Origin of the sequence: Pseudoalteromonas prydzensis, assembly GCF_011050055.1 — a bacterium.
GTDB classification, from domain to species: Bacteria; Pseudomonadota; Gammaproteobacteria; order Enterobacterales; family Alteromonadaceae; genus Pseudoalteromonas; species Pseudoalteromonas prydzensis_A.
In genome coordinates this window covers 1-18,962 of record NZ_DRGM01000114.1, presented here as the reverse complement: position 1 = coordinate 18,962, position 18,962 = coordinate 1, and the positions used below count along the sequence as shown (strand labels likewise).

Below are 18,962 nucleotides of genomic sequence, written 5' to 3'. Positions count from 1 at the left end.
AATCCCCACAAATGAGCGAAGCGTTCGAGGACTCGTTATCACCCGATGACGTACTATCTAATATTGAGCTACTTACAGGAAAAACGTTTGACCCTAATACAGATCTACTGATCCTTGATGAAATAGGCGAGTGCCCTAAAGCTGTCACATCCCTCAAATACTTTGCTGAACAAGCGCCGCATATGCACATTGCCGCCAGTGGTTCTAATATCGGTTTATTAAACTCCTTTCCGGTAGGTAAAGTGGAGCAACATAATCTGCGCCCTCTCACATTTCGTGAGTTTCTGATCGCCTCGAAAGAAACCGCTCTAATTAAGGCATTTGCAGCGCAAACAAACTCAAGTGCAGCGCATATTAAATTATTCTCAAAACTCACTGATTATTACTTTACTGGTGGTATGCCTGAAGCTGTAAATACATGGTTTGATTTATCTGATCACAGTATCATTGACCGCGTTCAAGCTGTAACAGACATTCATAAAAATTTAGTACTGGGCTATCAACGAGACTTCGGCAAATACTCAGGAAAAGTAGATGCAGGTTTAATCGAAGCTGTATTTAATAATGTTCCAGCACAGCTATCATCAGTGATGGATGAATCGGTTAATCGCTTTAAATTTAAAGGGATGCACGATAAAAAATCTCGCTATGGTGATTTTGAAAGCGCTATTTCTTGGTTAAATAAGTGCCGCTTGATACTCAAAAACCACCCTATTGACGGCACACCTAAAAGCCCATTAGCAGCATATAAAAAAGACAATATCGTTAAATTATTTCTTTTTGATGTCGGCTTATTAAATCACATGCTAGGGATCAGTTATAAAGAAATTAAACAACAAGGCTACGAATACAAAGGATTTATAGCCGAAAACTTTGTACAACAAGAGCTTGCTGCACAAGGCATTGACCCAACATATTCATGGGGTGATGCAAGAGCTGAGATCGAATTTGTGGCCTCTGATGACGAAGGCAACATACTGCCTATCGAAGTCAAGAGTGGTAAACGCACCAAAGCAAAATCACTGCAATCGTACATAAATAAATGCCAGCCCATCAAAACAATTAAACTCACAGGCACGCAAGGCTCATCACCACTGGAAAAGGAATATATTGTCCTCCCGCTCTACTACAGTGAATATGTAGTAAGCAAACACCTTAGGCTGATAAATTGATAAAAGATAGACCTATCAAATTACAAGCCAATTTAAACATCGTTGCAGAAACTGGCGGGTGCTTACAAAGCTATTACGATGGTGAGCTCATACTCAAAGTAAAAGGCCTGTAGTTCGCGGGTAAAGCCTTTTTTACAAGGTACTAGCGCTAGGCACTATTCATGGAGGGTAGAAAAAGCCTAACTAAACAACTTTAAATAGCTAAAGCCCAAACATGCGCTTTAGCTACCAAGTCATACTCAAAGCATTGTTTTGATGCGTATACAGATAACCTAAAGCTATAACACAAGCTTTAGGTGGTTCAAATACCCTACCCAACTTCGAAAATAACCTTTAGCTACCCACTTGCTAGAATGGCAAGAAAGCTCTTACTTGGAGCTCTGTAAATAACTGTACTTAATATTAATTGAAGTTATATATTAAATTCTTTTACTTGCTGAAGCCCTTTGATTTCCATCGACATACCAAATTTTTGAAGCTGTACCATATTCATTTAAAAACTCGTCTCGGACTCTTTGGACTTGAGCGTATTTGTTGCCAATACCACCAACATCTATAATTAAAAATATACCTAAATCTGTATCATCAGCCCTTTTGTATATCTCCAGCTGTTTTTCAAACCCATGAACTAAGCTACCATTAGTTGATAACTTAATTTCTATTACAACTTTAGAGTCAGAACCTTGAGATAACTTAAAGTCAACAGGGCCATTTCCTGAATCGGCTTCTGGTGACAAATCTAAGTTATTAGCTTTACAGTAACTATAAGCAACAGAAAATAACAAACGTTGAGCAGCTTTTTCTTTTCTTGGCTTACCAGATTCATCCCACAGTTCTTTCCATAAGCCTTTGTTCTCTATCAACTCTTGGAATTGTGATAAGATCTTATTTACAACCTCTAACACTTCTTTAGGTGTCAAAACTCTTTTCGAATATGTAGATAAATCAAACGGGTAGGATTTTGGAATCGTTTGTAATAGCTCAGTCCAAAAAGCTTCCCCATTACGATCACTTTTAAAATCATAGGGGTTAGGCGATACTTCTCTAATCATATCGATCACTTGTTGAAAAGAGCTTTTACTTTTTAAAGCTGCCTTTTTTAATCGGTCTTTTTGTTTTCGAGTCATAGTTGACCAAACCTCGCCAACGTGATGATTAACTTTTTCTCTCAGTTCCTCATTTTCTCTAACAACTCTAGATATATCACTCCAATCAGAGGCTATTGGTAAGTCACGTACAATATCATTTGGAACAAATAATATTGGTTGACCTGAATAAGGATTTTCAACAAGATTATATTTACTACCATCAATCTTGAACTCTTTGGTTGGTATTTTTAGGGTTTTATTTATATTTAGTGAAAAATCAATTAAGTCATTAAAAATAATATTAGTCGTCATATCACTAATACGATCAGGGCCAATACCTTCCTCAAATAGAGCTAAAGCCATAAACAAATCAACATCATCCACACCTAGCGAGACTATTTGAGCAGCAGTATCTAAAGTTGATGCTATTAAATCTTTACCAAAACCAGATCCACGAACGCTTGTGCTATACCCCAAACAAGTCCAACTGATTTCTGAAAATTTAAATAATCTTTTAGCATTTCGCCATGGGACATCATCTTCAAACTTTGATAAAGAGAGTAGTTTAATTATATTATTGAATCGTTTCTTATATGAGCTAGATGCCCCTTCTCTCATTTCTTTGTGCGAGCTTTCCTCTAGCAACATAGGATCGATAAAAAGTGGTGTATCGGTATTCAACAGTACATTTACTACCCCAAGCTTCTCAATTAAAGCTATATCTATATTAAACTCGCTTGAGATTGTAGCTGGATGGCTAATTTTACCCATTTTATTTCCCTATAATGATATATAAATTTACGTGTGTTTTACGTATAGACCGAACTGATTTTATTTTATTGAGTTAATTCATACTAAGTATTTAAAGCGCTAGAGTAAACAACTAGATAATTTAACTGGTGAAGGTTTCTTATTTAAAATCTTAAGGCTAAGACTTTTAAGCAATGATTACATAGTAAATTACATTTACCACTGCTACAAATATGCTACACAGAAATAAAGAGAGGGGTAACAAAAAACATAACCCATTGATTTTATTGGTAGCCCCTACAGGAATCGAACCTGTAACTGCCCCTTAGGAGGGGGCCGTTATATCCATTTAACTAAGAGGCCACATTCGAGCTTCGAGCTGCTGATAGCTGATAGCTGATAGCTGATAGCTGATAGCTGATAGCTGATAGCTGATAGCTGATAGGAAATTATAACGGTTTATCCTATTTACAATCAAGCAGTTAAATGGACTTAATCGTTAAGCTAATTAATACTCGCGCGTTGTAGGTGGATATCGGCGTTGTTGAGTACGTAATAAGGCAGTATTTTGTTGCTGCTGGCAACTACGCGTTTGCTGGTGATGTCGATAATACGGGCGTTTACTTCAACACCGTTGCTGCGATAAATCAAGGTGCCTGATAACACATGGCTGGCGATGCGTTGATTTGCGAGTTGCTCTATATCACGAGAAAACACAAAGTCACCACGGGCATTCATGGCGATGTGGTCGGTGGTTTTAAAATCAACAATACCATAACCAAATTTTTGCAGTTGATGAATAAAACTCTCTGATAACTGGTTGCCTAATTGATTACTGTTATTAAGGGTCGCATCTAAATCTACAAATGAAGTAACGGCAATCGAGGTATCAAGCTCTGTTTGCATTGTGTCGACTAAGTCTAACGCCATTTGCTCTACATAATTAACCAGTGTTTTATGATGCTTGTTAGGACTAAATTGCGCTGAGTTCTCAAGCGGCTCGGCGCTGTTCATTTGTACTTGTTTTAGCATTTGAGTAAGGTCATATCGGCTAGTCGTGCTTTGAACTGGCTCAGCCGTATTATTGGTCATACTGCATGCACTGAGGATGCTGATCACCCCCCCTACGGTTAGTAACTTAGCGTTATGGGTTAACTTACTCATCATTGGCCTCACTTACTCGCTTGTTTTAGCATTACGCCATCAGTGCGATAGCTGCTGTCGAGTGCATCAATCACTGATTGCGGAATAAACCCTTGTGCAGAGCCAACCACAGCTTTGCTTGCTAAGCCAATAATACGGGCATTAACGAGTACACCACCTTGGTGATTTACCATAGTACCGGCAAGCACGTAGTTAAAATTTTGATCTTGGTTAAGCTCTAAATAATCGCGGCTAAATACAAAGTCACCGGTTGGCGTGACGCGCATAAAGTCGGTGGTTTTAAAATCAATCACCGGCACACCAAAATTGTGCAGCTCGTGCATAAAGCTTTCGGCAATTTGATTACCAAGTAAAGTACCATCGTTGTAGTTGTCGTCCAAAAAGATAAAGCTCGATACGGCAAGTGGCGTTTTACTGTTCACATACTGTAGGTTTTCTGCCATATCTTGCATTATGCCACGTACATAATGATTAATATTTTTACGCGTTGGTACACTGACCTGACTACTATCATTGATCACCGCGGTATTACTTTGATACAGCGAATTCGTTTGCCCTGGGGCTGCAACCATTCTTTGATCATCAACCAATTGCGGAGAATTATCTGTTCGTTGTGTTGTTTTTCCTGGTTCCATCATTTGTGCGCAACCAAAACCCAGTGGCAAACATAAAGTTAATATTAAGCGTTTCATGAGAGCTCCTAATTAGTATTCGCTGCGGTAAATATAACCGTCGCGCTGCTGTATTTTTTCATCGCCCCACATCACATTGATAGGGATTTCTGTACTGGCGGCAGATACAACGCGGCTATCTTGCGTATTTACCATGCGGGCATTCACTATATAGGCATGTTGTTGCCGTGTTAGCGTACCCGTGATGACAAAGTCAATATTCTGACGTTGACGTAATTTACTAATATCACGACTTAACATGCCGTCGGCATTGCTGGCAAGATTAAGATGATTTTCAAGTCGGTATTCGATAATGTGATAACCAAGCTGAGTAAACTGGGTCAGTAAGCTTTCTTGAATTTGCTGACTAAGCCCGGCGCCTTGCCCTTGTGCTAGTTCGCTGTCTAGCGCGTTGGCTAAGTAAAAGCTAGTAACGGCAATCCGTGCAGAGCTTTTAAATGGCCCTTGTACATGGCTCAATTGACTACTCAAATCACCCACATATTGCTGCACAGTATAAGGTGCCATTGTCGCTTTTGGGGCATTGGTACTTGGTGCTGGCGGTTTTTCTTGCGTTAAACTACACGCAGTTAGACTCAGCAATAATAAACATAACAAAAGGCGCATAATTGCCATCCTCACTAAACATGGCAATAACAAAGCAAGTATTATGCCTATTTATAATTTTACTGGGTGATCTGTGTAGTGAGTCACCATGCAGTTGAGCTGTTGTAGCTTTAATTTATCACAATCAGCTTGGGCGTTTTTTTGATATTGATAAGCCCCGATTTTTAAGCGGTAGTAAGTCATGCCTTTTACCTGAGCAGTTTCGACATTAGTGATAAATTTATCTGACAATAAACTCGGTGCTTTTTGTTGAATTGCTTGCCAGCTTGGGGCTAATTGCGATTGTTGCGTGACCGCAATGATTTGCAGAGCAAACAACGCATTCTTAGTATCGCTAGGCAGCACTGAAGTAGTATTCGCGGGTTTTGCTGATGATACTTGTTGTGGCTGTGGGCTGCTTTGGCTTGTTTCTTCATTTGCTATTGCGGTTAACTGTGTGATCAATAGCTTCAAATCACTTTCTATCAGTAATAACCGCTCAAGATCCGGTTTAATCGCTTGCCACTGTGCAGAGCTGGTTTGCAGTTGCTGCAACTCTTGTTGCGTGATCTGCACATAGGATTGATGATTAGTTTCAGCCGTGTTGCGGGTACTTTTTTGCGCGCTATCCATCGTGCTGCTACAGCCAAATAGTATACTTAAACTCACTATTAATACGGCTGATCGAATTACACTAAACGATTGTTTGATATTCATTACTATTCCTTTAATGAAGTATGGTTCGTTGTTCGATATCACACTGCAACCCCTGTTGTATTAATGACTGACAAAGATCCGCAAACTCAGGCTGTGCCTGCTCAGCGTATCCTAAGGCGAGTATGTACTTACTTTGCTGTTGATCATGAATATAAAACACGTCTTGCTGTTGTAATTTTAAGCGTGGGCTGATCAAACGTAAGTATGCTTTTAACATCATTAACGATGAAAAATTCCCCGCATTAACAATAGTCCCCGACACCTCTTCGAGTGATTTTAAAGTAAAATCAACCCCAACCAACACATCCCCTGCTGCTGATAAATCAACAGTTACTTGCTGGGTGTTTTTTAATGCTTTACGTTCTTTAAAGCTATCGTCAACCACAGCACGGTACTGCCCTGGCCGTAAATCGGTAAACAAATAGTAGCCATCATAAGCCGCTTGGGTGTTGGCAACTTCTTTATCGTTTTGATCTAATAAGGTTATTTTTGCATAAGGCTGAATTTGTGTATGTTCACCTTGTTGTTTATATACCACGCCTTCAATTTCACTGGCATTATTGAGCGGATAATCCATGTATTCAATAAACCCTGCTCTTGGCGTGATTGAAAAACCATCGTGGGCAGGCACGAAAAAAGGATCGGGGAAGCTGTCTCTATCGAGTACAATATCTGTGGTGCGATTAGCTGGCATTGAGGTTAACAATGCAATGCCATTTTCATCGGTTATTGCTTGGCGATAATTTTGCAGCCCTTTTACTTTTATTCCTGCGACGCCTTGCTCGTCAGGATCCATAATGCCGTTATTGTTTTGATCTAAAAATACTTTAACCAGTAAACTACCGGTACTCGTTAAGCTACGATTTGACATAAAAGTACGGTTATTTTCAGCGTCATAACCAAAACTAAAGCGGCTATATAAACTAACAAGCCAATTATCATTACTGTCGTAGTTAATGGTGCTGCTTAAATTAAAATCATCATTTTGCCAATTAAGGCCCAAGTCCGCTGATTGGATATTCTCATTAAGGGTATTTTTAAGTGTGAGCTCGGCTTGTAACTTTGCAGTAATACTGCGATTAAATTCAGCTTGGTAACTTAAAATATCACTGTCTGGCGAGAGTAAATAATCAAAACCAAAACGACTATATAAACGCCCTATTCGTCCTTGCACACGGGTTGCGCCATATACTTTACTTTGCTCATTTACATTTTGCCATTGCAATAAATTGTTCACAGAGAAGCCTGAATAACTATAATTAAAACGATTATAGGCTTGTTTTAGGTCGCGGCCTGAGCTTGAATGCTGTAATAAAAAGTTGTTTTGATAATTAAGCCGACCATAACGATTTTGCATCAGCTCACCCGACATATCGAATTGATAACTTTGCAAGTCTTGTTGTTGATCCGAGCGATCAGTGACGCTAAAAAGCAGTGATTGCTCCGCTAATTGGGTTCTTGCTGTAAGCTCTAATTCATTTTGTTGCTGGTTATTTTGCTCGTAGTCTAAATTAACCAACAGCCTTTCAAACAGGTTGATATTGCTACCAAACGCAAATTGATAAAACTCATCGCCTTCGCGTTTTTGTGCCATAGCGCCAGTGTAAATGGCAATATTATCGGTCAGGCCACGTTCGTATCGCCCTGCCGCTAACCAGCCACTTTGTTGTGTATTACTTTCACTTCCTAGTAATTGTTTACCTTGCTCTGATACCGATATTTCGTATGCAGCTTCTCCTTGCGCCAATTGATTACCGTCAATAAAGTAATATTCTGTTTTGCGTTCAACTTGCCCTTGCGGACCATAAAAGATCAACTCAAAGTTATTTTCACCATACAGTAAATCAATACTATCAAATATATAACGACCATCCGCGAGGCTTAACTGTTGTTCAATTAAAATGCCATTACGATAAAGCTCAACGTCCCAGCCGGGCTGAATGGCCCCGGTGAGGTTAATCCGATTGTTATCTATTTTTCGATCTAACTGATAATTTGAAAACTTAAAACCCCGACCATACTGACCGTTATAACGACTACCTATTTGTGTTGCAGTGATATCACCAAATTCCAGTTCGCTGGCAGCAAAAGCACCGAGTAAGTTGTTATTCACATCTTGTTTAGAGAATGTCAGCCGTGAGTCGCTCAATAAATCTTGTTCACGTCCTGCTAAAAAGTATTCAGCAGAAAGATACGCAAAATCTTGTGCGCCTAATAATGAATAACTTGTCCGACTGCTGTCATTATCTCGACGATAGTTTAGCTGTAAATCGGCCACTGGCATTGAAACCGCCTGATAGGGACTAGCCTTCCAAGGTTGTGTAGGTTGATTATCCCCTTTGCGCTGGTTGTTAAACAATCGCTTTTGCCTTTGTTGTTGTGCAGCAACAGGAAACAATTGTTCCGTTGTAAGCTCTAGCGTTAGATTCGCATAATCAGGGGTAATAGAGACAGAGAAGGCGCGCTGTAAAATCGCCGCATCAATATAAATATCATCATCAATGAGTAGTTGCTGCGCAGAGAGTGTAACCATTTGATTATTAGCAATTAAGTTTGCAGGTTCAGTGGCATTCAGTGCAAATAAGTTTGCTTCATTGATAAACCAACCTGCAGCAGTGCCATTTGCAACATCAACATTAATAGCCAGTTGTAATATTTCGACTAACCCCGATAAACCCAATAACACGCCTTGTTCGCTTTTTATCGCAAACGCTTCACCAAGATATTCATCATTAAGGTGCAACGAAAAGAGTAAAAACTCACCGGTGGCGATACGTTGTACTATGCTCTGACCGAACTCATTTTGCACGGTAGGCTGTTGCTGCGCATCTGTTTGTGAGGGAGCTTGATTTAATTTAGCTTGAATAGCTTTAATAGTGCGCAGAACGTCATTCGTCTGCACACTACTAGCAAGGCTCATTGGGCTGAAAAGTAGCACCCCAATGGCAAGCATACGGATCATTTTCATGACTTAATAGCGCTTAACGTTATTCCCCGATCGCTAGCGTATAAGAAGCGAAATCAATCGCTTTATATTCCGCAGTACCTTGATAATCAAGTAGCAACTCCGCGTTTTTAGGAAGCTGCTTGTCTTTAAATAAGCTAAGCGTTGCTGTGACTGTATCGACTTCAGGGTAAACACTTAAATTGCTAATTTCAGCTATCTTTTCTTGTTCACCGGACGCTGTTTTAATATAAGCGCTGAGTTTTCCATAACTACTAAAGTTGTTATGTCGTTGCAGCTGCACTTGAATTTGTGGTTTGGTCTGATTGGCATTTTTTATAATATTTGCCTGAGTGATCGTAACCTTAGGTTGTTCTGGCTGTTCACGATAAATAACTGGAATACTAAAGCTCATAATCATATTGATCTGTATTCCTGATTTTTGCTCTTTATTCTCATTAGGTAAAGCTTGAAATAATAAGTGCGAACGATATTCGCCAGGCTGTAAACCTTTTGGCTTTCGAATCGCAATTTTAACGGTTTGTTTTTCACCAGATGCTAAGGTCACTTGCTTAGGAGATAAACGCGTCATTGGCGATAAACTGTTTGCTGTTACTTGCGCTAAGTTATTATAACCTCCACCCGATAAAGCTTGCTTTTCACTCCATATAACACGATAAGTACGCTGTTCATCAGAGTTGTTGATCACTGTTACTTTGGCACTGCGCTGACGTTCATCAAAGGTAACACGGGTCGGTGAAATCAATAAGTTTGCCAAGGCCATTTGGCTAAAAAATGCTGTTAGCAGCACACACATCACTGTTAATTTATTGAACATGACAGTCCTTAGTAGTCAATCGAAATTTCTAGGTTAGTAGTGGAGGAGTAGTCGCCATCTGAATAGCTTTTACTGCTAGGTTTTGTTATCAATGTGCCGCCAATAAACACTTTCGCTTCACCTAAATCATCAGTTATGGTGGATTTTGGAAAGCCATTAAGACGTACTTCAAAATCGGCGCTGCTGCTGCCTTGTACGTTGTGCTGCACTGTTACAGAGTTAACTAATTGCATGGTTAGCTGTGTATGCGCAGGAAAATCAGTCAACAATAGCTCCGCAGGTTGGCCTTTCTCTAGCACATAAATACGACCTATTGTATTTATCTCAGCGTCAGCCTTAATAATCACAGAGCTGATGTTACTATTGCTAGGGATCACCAAAGTGCCAAAATCAAGATGTTGCTGGACAATCGAATTGGCAAAATTATACGGGCTATAAATTAAAGCACTTACAGCCACTGCATAAGGTAAAAGTCGCACTAGAAACGATTTAATAAGCTACTTCGATTTGGAAAGTACCCGCATATACGCCGTCAGCGTAAGTTTTTGTAGTTACCTTGCTAGAGGTTTTTAGTGTTGCACCAATATTAAACGACACAGTACCATCCTGCCCCACTTGTAGATTTGGGGTGCCAGGTGTATATGGGGCATTATTATTATCACCACTGGTGATCACATAATTCCAATCACCAATAGTAAAATCTGGGCGATCGGTATCTTGCCCGTTTTCAAACTCTAAATTGGTTTTAACTGGATCCATGATTCTTAATACTGCACTCGGTACTGCGTCCGATACAGTAAAAGAGGCTGGCTCACCATCTTCGATAATCGCAAACAGTGCATTAGTGGTATTATTTTTACTTTCGGTAATAGGGCTCGCGCCAGGTGTAGCACTTACAACAAGTTCAGCAATCTCAACACCCGCAAGGTCTGCAACCGCACGCACGGTGCCAAAATTCAGATCAGTATCTTTGGTTAAAACTACAGCGTTTTGTACTGTTACTTCTGCTCGAAAAGTCTCTGTTGCAGATATAGCACTAAAAGGCACGGCTAGAATACTCACAGCAAGTATTGGAAAAGATAATTTCATATTAAATCCTTATAAGAGATGGGGCATTACCCTATGTTGCCCCTATCTTAGATATTATCGACATATAGAACAATTACTTTAAGCTTAATAACTGAAAAATCAGATAAATAACTTACTTCATTACAAAGGCTGGCCAACAAATGGCGCACTCAGGCATTTTTGGCCTAAATTTTGTGCTAATGAACAAAAAACATTGGCTTCGGTATAGTTTTGAAACGGTCCAACACGGAGTCCATACAAGGTAACGCCTTTATTTTGACGCTCTGTCATTACAAAATTTAATTGGCTAAATGCCTGCGGATATTGTTGCTGTAACCTTACTATTTGCGTCCTCACTCTCTGCGGTTTTAAATACAGGCCAAGTTGTGCTCCAGGCAAGGGATCAGTTAAATGTGGCTGATAATTGTTTGCGGGTGCTTGAGTCTGTTGATTTACTGCGTTATTGAGTTGAGATAGTTGCGGATCATCGCTGCTATGTACAACTGCAACATCATTTTGACGCAACGCTGCTGGGTTTTCAGCTATTTCTGTATCTGATGAAAGTGCCATTATTAACAGTTGCAAGTCTTCCTCCATCGCAGCTAAACGAGTAATACTCTCTTGTTGCGAGTGCCATTGCTGAACATACTCTTTGACTTGTTGATCAGAAATTAATGCAGGTTGTTTTGCAGCGGAGCTGCTGCTACACCCGTTAAGGCTGATAGTTGCAACTAACACTGCCAGTGGCAGCCAAGTTTGTTTTTTAAAACACATCATCTGTTAGCATCACGAAATAAACAATGCGGTATTGTAAGCAAAGTAAGTGCCAGTTACAGCTATTTTGCTAAAAGGAAACGAAATATCGACAAATAAATATTCGGTAAGTCATATTCTTACTAAAATGCAGGCAATAAAAAAGTGCCTCTTAGACACTTTTTATAATGAACTTAAACCTTAAACTAAGGTTTTAATAAAATCGCTAAGCTCATCTTTAAATTCATCACGGCGCAGTGCAAATTCAATGGTCGCTTTTAAGTAGCCCAACTTGCTGCCACAGTCGTGACTACGTCCTTTGATGGCGTATGCATCAACAGCTTCTTTTTCCATCAACATGGCAATAGCGTCGGTAAGTTGAATTTCATCACCTGCACCAGCTGGGGTTTTCGCAAGTAGTGGCCAAATATTTTTACTTAAAACGTAACGCCCTACTACCGCTAAATTTGATGGTGCAGTAGCAATAGGTGGCTTTTCGACCATATTCTTAATTGGCGCACTCTGCCCTTGCTCAAGTGTAGCGTCACCTAAATCAACCACACCAAACTTATCAACATCTTGCATTGGTACTGGCTCAACCATAATTTGGCTGTGTGCGGTTGTGTTAAAACGCGCGATCATTTCTGCAAGGTTATCTTTGCTTAGGTCGCTTTCAACGTCATCAATAATCACATCTGGTAAAATGACCACAAACGGTTCATTGCCGATAATAGGTGCAGCGCAGTTAATCGCATGGCCTAACCCCTTTGCTTCACCTTGGCGAACATGGATGATAGTGACGTCTTTTGGACATATCGCTTGTACTTCAGCAAGTAATTGACGCTTTACCCGTTTTTCAAGCGTTGCTTCTAGCTCAAAACTGGTATCAAAATGGTTTTCGATTGAATTTTTACTCGAGTGAGTTACTAATACAATTTCTTTAATACCCGCAGCAACCGCTTCATTAACTACATATTGAATCAAGGGTTTATCTACAACAGGTAACATCTCTTTTGGAATAGCTTTAGTAGCTGGCAACATACGGGTGCCAAGCCCTGCGACTGGGATCACTGCTTTCATTATTCTCTCCTTAAAACTATGATGCTTATTAATTATTACACTGAAAACGGATATTTAATTGCATCGTGACATTGATAGCCATGCACCTCAAAGTCATCGCGGGTGACCCAAGTTTCAATGTCTTCGAGTGATTTAATTTTTGGATTAATCGTAAGCGTTGGTGATGCAAATGGCTCACGTTGTAACTGCACATCGCGCATTAATTCCAGTTGGTTCTCATAAATATGCGCATTCACGATTTTATGATAAGCCTTGCCCGCTTTGTGACCGGTGATCTGCGCAACTAACGCGAGTAATACAAAACACTGAATTTGATTGAAATTCAGGCCAAGCGGTACATCACAACTACGCTGATAAGAAGTTAGGTAAAGTGTATCACCAAGTAATGAAAATGTATGTGTATGCATGCACGGGCGCAAGCAGCCTAAATCAAATTCACCTGGATTGTAAAAAGTGATGATCTCGCCTCGGTCATCCACACCATTTTTTAAATTATCAATGACTTTTTTCAACTGATCTAAAGGCGTGCCATCTGGACGCTGCCAATCTCGCGCTTGTACACCATAGACACGGCCCATATCGTCCTCACCTTTACGGTTTGGATTATTTAGCCATGCTTGATTTTCATTGGCATTAGCATCCCATGTCATACAACCTATTTCGCGAAATTGTGCTGCGCTATTATAACCACGTAGGTAACCTAACAGCTCAGCGATGGCCGCTTTGTAATAACTTTTTCGAGTGGTGATCATTGGGAACTTATTATTCGCAACGTCGTACTCAAGTTCAGCATTAATTACCGTTAAACAACGCGTTGCTGTGCGCTTATTCTCAACCCATACACCTTCATCAACAATGCGCTGACATAACTCTAAATATTGTTTCATTTTTAGCTTCTTTTTTATGCTTTACTTGCAACAGCAGACTGTGGCTTTTTGTACGCCCATATTATCAAACCTAGGCCTGCGATGACCATTGGCAATGACAATATTTGCCCCATCGAAATAAAACCGCCAAATAAGCCTAAATGAGCATCAGGCTCACGTACATATTCAACGCAGAATCTAAATACGCCATAACCGAGTAAAAATAATCCACCAACACTGCCAGCAGGGCGTGGCTTTTTAGTAAATACATATAAAATAATAAACAGTACTAGGCCTTCTAAAAACGCTTCATATAATTGTGATGGGTGACGTGCAAGCGGTCCGCCGGTAGGAAACACGATGCCCCAAGGCACATCGGTAGTTCGCCCCCATAATTCGCCGTTAATAAAGTTGCCTATACGCCCCGCCAATAATCCAACGGGTACTAGTGGTGCAACAAAATCGCCTACTGCCAATAATTGCTTTTTACGGGTCCAAGCAAAAATACAAATGGCGCTGATCACACCCAGTGTGCCACCATGGAATGACATGCCACCTTGGTCGATTCTAAATAAATACAATGGATTTTCTAAAAAATAACTGAATTGATAAAACAGTACATAACCAATACGCCCACCAAGGATCACTCCTAGCATGCCGTAAAAAAGTAAATCACTGACTTGTTCTTTTGTCCAACCAGAGTTTGGTTTAGCTGCTTGTCTATTTGCCCACCACATTGCAAAAGCAAAACCAATTAAATACATTAAACCGTACCAACGTACGCTGAGAGGACCGACTGTAAATATGATCGGATCGATCTCTGGAAATTCAAGAGCCATATAAATTAAACCTTAACTAAAAACCATTTGAAGCGCGATAATAACCAGTAACACCGCGAACACTTTTTTTATCGTTGAAACGGGTAAATAATGCGTTGCTTTAGCCCCAACTGGCGCCATAAACCACGAAGTTATTACTATACCTAATAATGCCGGTAAATACACAAAACCTGCAAAGCCGTGTTGTAAATCGGTAACTTGCCACCCCGCACTGATGTATCCAACAGAGCCAAATAGCGCAATCACAATGCCACATGCGGCCGCGCAGCCTATCGCTTTTCTAATATCCACCGAAAAATAATGCAGTAACGGCACAATCAGCGCCCCTCCACCAATACCAATCAAGCCTGATAATCCGCCCATCACGGCACTAATAGCGCCAATTATCGGACCGCTTGGCATGGGTTTAGTTACTGCTGGTTTATTACGCACAGACAACACCATACGGGCAGCAATAAACACCACACTGACAGCAAATACAATGCGTAATAATTGCTCAGGAATTAAACTGGCCGCAAAGCCACTGATCAAAGCGCCGAGCCCAACGCCAGACATAACCCAAGGCGCAATTTCCCATGATACATTGTTGTTTTTATGATGAGCTAATACAGATGACGTGGAGGTGAATAAAATAGAGGCAAGCGAGGTGGCTATGGCAATAACCACTACATGATCAACCGCCACAACATCAAAATTCACTAATAACGCACTGAGCACGGGCACAATAATCAAGCCACCACCTATGCCTAACAACCCTGCTAAAAATCCAACCACACAACCTAATAACGCGCAGCTGAGGATCAGTATGACTAAATCATGCATAGCAAACTCTTATGTTGTAAATGTTATATGCATATACTAATCGATTATATCGGATCTTTACAGCACTATTAAGAAGCCTGATTTGGGGTATAAAATAATTCCCCCAATTGATGTTCAATCATAAAGTTACGGGTGAGCCTAAGCACTTGTTTTGCAGTAGATTGTGCTAAACACTCAGCCAATAATGCTTCCATATCACTGGCTTTTAACCGCCTTAACACCCATTTAACTTTACTTAATGATGAGTAGTTCATACTCAAACGTCGATAACCCATCGCAATTAGCAGTATTGCACCTTCAGGATCGCCACCTAACTCACCACACAAACTAAATGACATTTCATGTTGCTGGCACTCTTTTGCAACTTTTTGCAGTACCCGTAATACCGCAGGATGATAGGGATTAAATAAATCAGCAACACGGGCATTTGAGCGATCAACTGCGAGTAAATATTGCGTTAAATCGTTACTCCCGACAGAGCAAAAATCTACTTTTTTAGCCCATTCCGGCAGCATAAAAACACTTGATGGCACTTCTAACATAACGCCAATCTCTGGGCGCTCAATCGCTTGCTCTGGGTATTGCTCTGCAAGTTCAAAATAAGCTTGTTCTAACAATGCTAACGATTCATCAACTTCTTCGGTACCGCTTATCATTGGCAGCATAATTTTTAAATTACCTAAGCCAATATTTGCTTTAACCATGGCTTTGAGCTGATCTAAAAATATCTCGGGGTGATCCAAGGTAACCCGAATACCACGCCAGCCTAAGAAAGGATTTTCTTCTGTAATATCAAAGTAATCCAATGCTTTATCGCCACCTATATCGAGTGTGCGCATTACTACTGGTTCAGGGTGGTAACTGGCTAATACTTCGCGGTACCAATTTTCTTGCTCTATCTGTGATGGAAACTGGCCTTTTTGCATAAACCAAGCTTCAGTTCGGTATAGCCCAACACCATCACAAACTTTTGTATTAGCTTTTTCGGTATTGAGATCCAAACCCGCATTGAGCAACAAACTAATATGTTCGCCATCTAATGTCACCGCATCGCACTCTTGCTCAGCCATAAACTTATCATTCAGTAGGCTTTCTTGATGCTGTAGTTGTAAGTATTCAGCTTGTAGCATTTGCGAAGGCGAAATATACAATCGCCCTGCATAGGCATCCAAAATCATTTCTTTACCATCAAACTGCAACAGCGGTAAATCTTCAATGCCCCAAATTGCCGGGATCCCCATGGCGCGAGTTAAAATTGACGCATGACTATTAGCTGCACCGTTAACACTCACCACCCCGACCAAGTGCCCTTTGGGTACTTCTGCAAGCATTGCTGGGGTTAAGGTATTAGCGATAAGTACGGTATCTTTGGGGTAACTTTTTACTGCGTGCTCAGTATTAACCAGATGATGCAACACGCGCAAGCCAATGTCTTTCACATCAACCGCACGCTCTTTGATATAAGGGTCTTGCATAGCATTGAATTGCGAAATTAAGCGCTCAATGACAATTTTCAAGGCACTTTTTGCACACCAGCCTTCTTGCAGCTGTGCTTCAACATTTTGCCCTAAACTTTTCGCGTCGAGTAATTGCTGATACACATCAAACACTGCCAACGCTTCTTTAGGGATAGAATCGCTAAGCGTCATCGACAAGGTATTAAATTCTTTGCGTGTAGCAGCTACCGCTTGAGTAAATAAGCGGCGCTGCTCAGTGCCGTTTTCGTCTTTTTTTAATTCGATAGACTTAAAATCAAGTTTCGGCAGAATAACAAAAGCCTGCCCTATCGCAATCCCTGGCGCACTTGAAACCCCTTTTAGCACCGAGGTTTGATGGGAGAATTCATCTTGGCGTAGTATTTCTTTAATTTCAGCATGCGCTAATTGTGACGCAAGTTGCGCAGATAATGTAATTAAGAAAGACTCTTCATCTTGACTAAATACCCGGGCAATTTTTTGTTGCACAACAATAACGCCCAGCACTTTTTTTTGATGAACTACAGGTACAGACAAAAATGCGTTGAAGCCTTCTTCGTTAACTTCAGGTGAGAGTTTAAAACGCGGGTGGGATTTGGCAAAGGCGATATTTATAGGCTCTTCTCGTTGCGCAACTAAGCCAACAAGGCCTTCGGTAAAACCGATTCTAAATTTACCAACCGCAGCAGGGTTTAGCCCTCTGGTGGCCATTAATACGAAATTATCTTGACTGTAATCAGCAAAATAAATGGAGCAGCACTCAGTTTTCATGGCATCTTTCACCATTTCAACAAAACATGCTAGCGCACTATCCAAACTCGCTTGTTGCGAAACGGACTCGGCAATAGCTCTGAGTGTAGCCAGCATAATACTGCTCCTTTATATTATTTACCTTTGTGGCGCCAAGTATCTTTAGGCTGTTCACGTTTATTAAAAGGCATCGCAAAAGGTGCAAATTCTTTCATAACACGACGATAAACATCGCGCTTAAACGATACAACTTGCCTCACCGGATACCAATAACTTACCCAGCGCCAATCATCAAACTCAGGATGATGTGTTTTCAGTAAGTTTACATCTTCGTCTTTACAACGCAGTTTCAGTAAAAACCATTTTTGCTTTTGCCCAATACACACCGGACTGGAGTCTCGGCGGATCAAACGCTTGGGCAATTTATAACGTAACCAATGTTTTGAACTTGCGACAATTTCTACATCTTCAGGGCGCAAGCCGACTTCTTCGTGTAATTCACGGAACATGGTCTGCTCTGCTGTTTCGCCACTATCAACACCACCTTGAGGAAACTGCCAAGAATGCTGACCATAACGTCTGGCCCAAAAGACCTGTCCCTGATTATTGCAAATTACAATTCCGACATTGGCACGAAAACCTTCGGCATCAATCACCTTAGTGCCTCATTTGTAAGTCGATTTTTAATGATTGTTCCACATTACCTGCAATACGGCAAACAATATTCAGAGTTTTACGCATCTTACTCACAGCTTGTGCATAACTTTAGTTTATACAGCTCATTTTGCAAACAAATCCACAATAGCAGATCTAATAACTTGCCTTTTCCACAGTTTCTGTGGATAACATTGTTCATAGTTCTGTATTTATCCCAACAAGTTTTCAACATAGCTTAAAGGCTTTGCAAATTTAATAGTTAAAAATCATTAAATTCAATACATTAAGCCTAAAGTCAGCAAACTTCACCGTGTCTAAAAACACAGCAAACTATCACTGAACAAAAAACACCCAAACGCAAAGATATCCACGGTTAAACTCTTTTGCTATCATGAGTAGTGAATTTATACAACTAAATAACCCCCTATGAAACCGATAAAACCACATTCAATCAATGAATTAATGCAACGTGTTAGCAACATTGCAGGACTGACATTAGGCCAATTAGCAAGCCATTATCAGTTTAAAACACCGGAGCATTTATTAAAGGAAAAGGGCTGGACCGGGCAATTGATTGAATATGCATTAGGGGCAACAGCAGGCTCGAAACCCACGCCCGATTTTGAAGAACTTGGCATAGAGTTAAAAACCTTACCAATTTCATATAAAGGCAAACCGCTAGAGACTACTTTTGTGTCGGTT

Annotated in this window: 18 protein-coding genes and 1 tRNA gene; 2 read left to right on the top strand and 17 right to left on the bottom strand. The window is 40.4% G+C overall.

Annotation, left to right across the window (positions count from 1 at the left end; all coding sequences use genetic code 11):
* A partial coding sequence (locus ENH88_RS10495) for an ATP-binding protein (protein ID WP_304182198.1) occupies positions 1 to 1,172 on the top strand: 1,172 nt, incomplete at its 5' end.
* A 419-nt stretch (positions 1,173 to 1,591) separates the two neighbouring features.
* On the opposite strand, the gene ENH88_RS10490 is transcribed toward ENH88_RS10495, so the two are convergent.
* The 17 genes from ENH88_RS10490 to rppH all read right to left on the bottom strand — a co-directional run bounded on the left by ENH88_RS10490 (position 1,592) and on the right by rppH (position 18,259).
* Complete coding sequence (locus ENH88_RS10490; RefSeq protein ID WP_304182197.1) at positions 1,592 to 3,031, bottom strand: hypothetical protein; 1,440 nt, start codon at positions 3,029 to 3,031, stop codon at positions 1,592 to 1,594.
* Positions 3,032 to 3,298: 267 nt separating this feature from the next.
* Positions 3,299 to 3,373, bottom strand: a tRNA-Arg gene (locus ENH88_RS10485).
* Between the two features lie 141 nt (positions 3,374 to 3,514).
* Entirely contained in the window at positions 3,515 to 4,177 is a 663-nt protein-coding gene (locus ENH88_RS10480; protein ID WP_304182196.1) for a FlgO family outer membrane protein, read from the bottom strand.
* A 5-nt stretch (positions 4,178 to 4,182) separates the two neighbouring features.
* On the bottom strand, positions 4,183 to 4,866 hold the full coding sequence (locus ENH88_RS10475) for a FlgO family outer membrane protein (protein WP_304182195.1): 684 nt from the start codon (positions 4,864 to 4,866) through the stop codon (positions 4,183 to 4,185).
* A gap of 12 nt (positions 4,867 to 4,878) precedes the next feature.
* Positions 4,879 to 5,472 carry a FlgO family outer membrane protein gene (locus ENH88_RS10470; protein ID WP_304182194.1) on the bottom strand — a complete coding sequence of 198 codons (594 nt, stop codon included), beginning with the start codon at positions 5,470 to 5,472 and terminating at the stop codon, positions 4,879 to 4,881.
* 51 nt (positions 5,473 to 5,523) lie between these two features.
* Positions 5,524 to 6,168, bottom strand: coding sequence for an SPOR domain-containing protein (locus ENH88_RS10465; protein WP_304182193.1), 645 nt, complete (start codon positions 6,166 to 6,168; stop codon positions 5,524 to 5,526).
* Positions 6,169 to 6,178: 10 nt separating this feature from the next.
* Entirely contained in the window at positions 6,179 to 9,136 is a 2,958-nt protein-coding gene (locus ENH88_RS10460; RefSeq protein WP_304182192.1) for a hypothetical protein, read from the bottom strand.
* A gap of 19 nt (positions 9,137 to 9,155) precedes the next feature.
* A complete protein-coding gene (locus ENH88_RS10455; protein ID WP_304182191.1) occupies positions 9,156 to 9,950 on the bottom strand; it encodes a fimbrial biogenesis chaperone in 795 nt (264 codons plus the stop codon).
* 8 nt (positions 9,951 to 9,958) lie between these two features.
* Positions 9,959 to 10,429: a DUF4402 domain-containing protein gene (locus ENH88_RS10450; protein ID WP_304182190.1), complete on the bottom strand. Its 471-nt coding sequence runs from the start codon at positions 10,427 to 10,429 to the stop codon at positions 9,959 to 9,961.
* A gap of 10 nt (positions 10,430 to 10,439) precedes the next feature.
* Positions 10,440 to 11,039 carry a DUF4402 domain-containing protein gene (locus ENH88_RS10445; RefSeq protein WP_304182189.1) on the bottom strand — a complete coding sequence of 200 codons (600 nt, stop codon included), beginning with the start codon at positions 11,037 to 11,039 and terminating at the stop codon, positions 10,440 to 10,442.
* A 120-nt stretch (positions 11,040 to 11,159) separates the two neighbouring features.
* Entirely contained in the window at positions 11,160 to 11,795 is a 636-nt protein-coding gene (locus ENH88_RS10440) for an SPOR domain-containing protein (protein WP_304182188.1), read from the bottom strand.
* Between the two features lie 177 nt (positions 11,796 to 11,972).
* Positions 11,973 to 12,851, bottom strand: coding sequence for a UTP--glucose-1-phosphate uridylyltransferase GalU (galU, locus tag ENH88_RS10435; RefSeq protein ID WP_304182187.1), 879 nt, complete (start codon positions 12,849 to 12,851; stop codon positions 11,973 to 11,975).
* 35 nt (positions 12,852 to 12,886) lie between these two features.
* Positions 12,887 to 13,738, bottom strand: a complete 852-nt coding sequence (locus ENH88_RS10430; protein WP_304182186.1) for a thymidylate synthase — start codon at positions 13,736 to 13,738, stop codon at positions 12,887 to 12,889.
* Between the two features lie 14 nt (positions 13,739 to 13,752).
* A complete protein-coding gene (gene lgt / locus ENH88_RS10425) occupies positions 13,753 to 14,556 on the bottom strand; it encodes a prolipoprotein diacylglyceryl transferase (protein ID WP_304182185.1) in 804 nt (267 codons plus the stop codon).
* A 12-nt stretch (positions 14,557 to 14,568) separates the two neighbouring features.
* Positions 14,569 to 15,378, bottom strand: a complete 810-nt coding sequence (locus ENH88_RS10420; protein WP_304182184.1) for a sulfite exporter TauE/SafE family protein — start codon at positions 15,376 to 15,378, stop codon at positions 14,569 to 14,571.
* 68 nt (positions 15,379 to 15,446) lie between these two features.
* Positions 15,447 to 17,720 carry a phosphoenolpyruvate--protein phosphotransferase gene (gene ptsP, locus ENH88_RS10415; protein ID WP_304182183.1) on the bottom strand — a complete coding sequence of 758 codons (2,274 nt, stop codon included), beginning with the start codon at positions 17,718 to 17,720 and terminating at the stop codon, positions 15,447 to 15,449.
* Between the two features lie 17 nt (positions 17,721 to 17,737).
* Positions 17,738 to 18,259 carry an RNA pyrophosphohydrolase gene (gene rppH, locus ENH88_RS10410; protein ID WP_016709776.1) on the bottom strand — a complete coding sequence of 174 codons (522 nt, stop codon included), beginning with the start codon at positions 18,257 to 18,259 and terminating at the stop codon, positions 17,738 to 17,740.
* Positions 18,260 to 18,686: 427 nt separating this feature from the next.
* On the opposite strand from rppH, the gene ENH88_RS10405 reads away from it, so the two are divergent.
* A partial coding sequence (locus tag ENH88_RS10405; RefSeq protein WP_304182182.1) for a MutH/Sau3AI family endonuclease occupies positions 18,687 to 18,962 on the top strand: 276 nt, incomplete at its 3' end.